Below are 3,951 nucleotides of genomic sequence, written 5' to 3'. Positions count from 1 at the left end.
TCCCAACGGTAACAGGTTGGTCTCTCAGTTTGTCCCTGGATGGTCGCGCCTGCCTACCGGTAGTAGGGATTCCATCCAAACTCTGGCTCAAATCAAAGCCAGCATCCGCAAATTGGGATTTGTAACCGGCGAACCCCTGCTGCTTCCGGCCAATCTGTCCGGCGATAATTCAATTTTCGATTTGCTGTTGCCGGTGATGGTAGAAAGGACAGTTAATGCTTCTACTGTTTGCAAAAATCCTTGCCGTCAAATTGTCGAACTTCGGGTGTACAAGCGGGTGCAGCTTCCCGATCGCGATTCCGATAAAGAGCAGTATTTTCAGTTAGCAAGTTCTGTGAGTTTAGAAGGGCCTGCCGAATCTTTTGTGATTGCTTCTTTGGCTGACTCCCCGTCCGACAATCAAGCCTCCAATCAGTCGCTACCCCTAACAGAACTGCGCCGCTTTGACGGCAAAGCTCCCGCCGAGGGCATTTGGTTTAATGTCAGCGGTAAACTGGTGCGCGGCGACAAGAAAATTCCCTACGGACAAGTCATTCGCTACAACCCCAGCCAAAATCATTTAATCTCGCTGTTGGATTGGGCGAGTGCGGCCGGACAACGGCCGAATTGGCAGCAAATTGTGAAGGGTTCAAATCCGCAATTGGCGATCGACCAAACAGTTGGTTTAGAGCCGCAATTTACCATTTATCAAATTGGCCCGCGCAAATTTGTGCCCAACCCAGTTCAGTTAACACCAATTTCTTTAGAAGAATTTGCCTTCAACGACCAGACTTACAAAAATGGTCTGCGGCTGGCCAACAGCGGGCTGTGGTCTCCGGGATTAAACGTCATGCGTATTGCTAAAGGGAAAGCCGGCAAAAATTGGCCCGCACTCGCCCAAGCTCAGCTAGAGACGATCGAATTTCACGCTAAAATTACTCGCGCCCAGGCGATCGCATCTTGGGCCAGCCCCGGCCAACAAGTGCTCGCAGAACTGATCGACGGCCGCTGGAGCGAAGCTTTGCAAGTATTTGAAGCCGATCAAAGCAACAGTAACGAAATTGCCACAACCCTCAAAAATGACGGCGGGCGGATCATGAACCGCGTAGATACCGCCTTGAGAATCAATGCCGCTGACAGCGATGTCAAGGCTTGGGGCGCTCTGATTGTAGCATCTCAAGACGGAGCTCGCGAAGCGATGAACTGGCTCGACCAGCAATCAGATACCGACAGCGAAACTAGAAGTCGAATTCGGAATTTGGTCAACAAACTTGACGAAGCAGTTTCTCTCGCCCAAACTTTAGAAGACCACAAAAGTCAAATTATGGGTTCTGCTACATTAATTAACAATATCAACCCCGCTGAGTGGCTGGAACCCGAAGCCAAAAGCGAGTTAAAATTGACCCCAGAACAAGTTTGGTATCAGGTACAAGTAGCGAGTTTTTACGACGGCAGCCGCTGGGTAAATCCGCCCTTTGCAGACGTAGAAGCAAGCTCTTTTCCTGCTACTCAAATCAAATGGCTCTGGGGGCGGCTGGGCTTGCAGGCTGACCCCAAAATTAAGATAGAGGTAGCGATGGGTAACGGTCAACAAAGAGTCGCCGTAGGAACGGTGAAAGCAGTGCAGATTCAAGACGGAAGTCTGCGCTTGCTGGCGGCCGTTGACAAGCGATCGTAATCTGGCAAAAAGCATTCATTCAACAGAGAAACAGTCCAGCACACGCTCTCGACACAAAGAAACCGGGTTTTTTTACCATTTCTGCCGATCGCAACAGAAGTATTTCCGTAAAAAAACCCGGTTTCCGATCGTATCAAATCCGGTACTATCCCAAATCTAAAATCCAGTCAAAAATCACAGACACTGCAACCAAAATCCATCTAATTCATCTGCGTCAATCTGCGTTAATCTGCCTGTATCTGCGGTAAAAAAAAGAAAATGTCTAACCGCAGATGACAGTGGATAGACGCCGATTCGCGCCGATACAGAAAAATCAGCAATCATTAGTCATCCCAATGTAAAATCCAGTCAAAAATCACAGACACTGCCACCAAAATCCATCTAATTCATCTGCGTCAATCTGCGTTAATCTGCCTGTATCTGCGGTAAAAAAAAGAAAATGTCTAACCGCAGATGACAGTGGATAGACGCCGATTCGCGCCGATACAGAGAAGAGAGATATGAATAATTCCGATGCTAACAGATTCGATATCACTCGTGCGTCCAAAACTAGGAATAAGGAAAAGGCTTTATGCTCCCCCTTTCCTCTCTCCCGATCCACCCCTTATTAATCTCGGAAAACAATACAGACAACAATTTTCCTAATTCAATTTACATCGCACCCTTTTTAGAGAGCGCTGCAATCATCTGCCGTTTCACCGCTTTCGCCCAAAGCTCAAACTCCACACTGTTGGTGCTGTTAACTTTCACTTCCTCAGCAGGTTGATGTGAGGCTTCCTTCTGTACTGTAGTCTGCATTCTTTTTTTCCTCGTCAAAAATTTGTTAATATGTCGATCGCTAGCGGTTAGCATCATACATCTATTTTATCTACTAACTCCTGCTTTTAGTCACACTAAAGGTATAAATCTTTACCATTAAATGCAGTTAATACATATAACTAATGCAATTTACGAATTCAATATCAAAAATCCTGCAATTATTGCTACATATAGATTTTCCCTGACATTAAGATTTTACAATTTACATGATATGGCACAATCAAACCAATAGTTATGTTAGTAAACTTATTTTTAAATGAATGTATTGGCATATACATCAGAAAAACATTTGATTGAATTCACATAGTCCCGTAAAGCCGATCGCCCGCATGGACGAGTCCCGGTACAATATAATTGCGATCGTCCAAACGCCCATCAACAGCCGCCGCATAAATCTACACGTCAGGATGCTATTGATGAAAGTGCACCCATTCCCTCCGGCGCAGCCAGCAAGCACAAAAACTTAATAGACTTCGGCATTTCTATTGCTTAGTATTTCAGCCGCCAATCTCGCGTCACCTCACAAGCTAACAGCATCCCAATCTCTTTCATCAGTTCGCGAAATTTCCCCGTACTCGTTTAAATTGGCCGCATCAAAGTTAACTTGTGCTGTATCAAAGGACGATCCGATCGATGACAGTAACTTTAGCCATCATTTTTTTTAAAAGTTAATTTTTCTTATTATAATGCTCATTTCCTCGAACTACCGGAAATACAGATAACGTCACTTTTTTCTCGTTCCCCCCTACCATACAGAGCCTTTTTCTACAGATCCAGTGACTGTGATTCCAGAATTCAAGTATCTTTTCTCAGCCCGTAGCGAAGAAATATAATTCGCAGCTCGAAAAATATTCGCTGGCGCAGCGCAGACAAAAAAACCAGATATTTGTTCCCCAAAAAAGCCTAAAAAAAGAGATAAAGATTTTGCATCAAAATCTTCCGGAGGAGACTTCAAAAGAAATGAATCTTAGAAAGTATCAGGACAAAACAGGCATTACTCGATAAATTAATGCCACTCGAAAAAGCTTCAAGCTAGGTAAAAACATCTAGCTTTCAGTCAGAGTATGACAGCCTTTTCAGTAACGGTTTGCCATCTCCTAATTGGAATGGCACAGCCTCAAAATTCCTTGAATTCTTCAGGGTTGTCCTAACAAAAAAACATTAAGGAGAACATCCATGAAGTTTGCAAAACTCTTGCTGGCGACAGCATTAATGACCGCTTCTATCAGTCCCGCCTTGGCAAATCCAGCAGTTCAAATACTAGGAGCCAGCTACGGCGGCAGCGGCTGCCCAGACCGCTCCGCCAGCGTCAGCGTCAGCCCCGACGGTCAAGAACTAACCATCCTATTTGATAAGTTTGCAGCCCAAGGAAATGTCTCAACAGAAAGGCGGAAAAGCTGCAATCTCAGCATTCCCATCAAAGTACCCCAAGGCTTCCAAATTTCAATCTACGATGCCGATTACCGCGGCTACAT

The 3,951-nt window shown here is 45.2% G+C and carries 4 protein-coding genes; 3 read left to right on the top strand and 1 reads right to left on the bottom strand.

Annotation, left to right across the window (positions count from 1 at the left end; all coding sequences use genetic code 11):
- Positions 1–1,657, top strand: a 1,657-nt coding sequence (locus tag WBA89_RS11470) for a hypothetical protein (protein ID WP_424406459.1), incomplete at its 5' end; no start/stop codon positions are given.
- Between the two features lie 651 nt (positions 1,658–2,308).
- Here WBA89_RS11470 and WBA89_RS11465 read toward each other — a convergent pair.
- Positions 2,309–2,455, bottom strand: coding sequence for a hypothetical protein (locus WBA89_RS11465; RefSeq protein WP_193975151.1), 147 nt, complete (start codon positions 2,453–2,455; stop codon positions 2,309–2,311).
- A 314-nt stretch (positions 2,456–2,769) separates the two neighbouring features.
- Between WBA89_RS11465 and WBA89_RS11460 the strand changes: the two genes are divergently transcribed.
- Complete coding sequence (locus WBA89_RS11460; protein WP_424406456.1) at positions 2,770–2,943, top strand: hypothetical protein; 174 nt, start codon at positions 2,770–2,772, stop codon at positions 2,941–2,943.
- A gap of 709 nt (positions 2,944–3,652) precedes the next feature.
- Positions 3,653–3,951: DUF4360 domain-containing protein (locus WBA89_RS11455; protein WP_424406454.1), on the top strand; the 299-nt coding region annotated here is incomplete at its 3' end.

The organism is Microcoleus sp., from assembly GCF_049646505.1.
In the GTDB taxonomy this organism is placed as follows: domain Bacteria; phylum Cyanobacteriota; class Cyanobacteriia; order Cyanobacteriales; family Microcoleaceae; genus Microcoleus.
This window is presented reverse-complemented; position numbering and strand designations above follow the sequence as displayed.

Excerpts from the sequence above, each read along its gene's own strand:
- WBA89_RS11465 (WP_193975151.1), bottom strand. The coding sequence starts at position 2,455 with ATGCAGACTACAGTACAGAAGGAAGCCTCACATCAACCTGCTGAGGAA.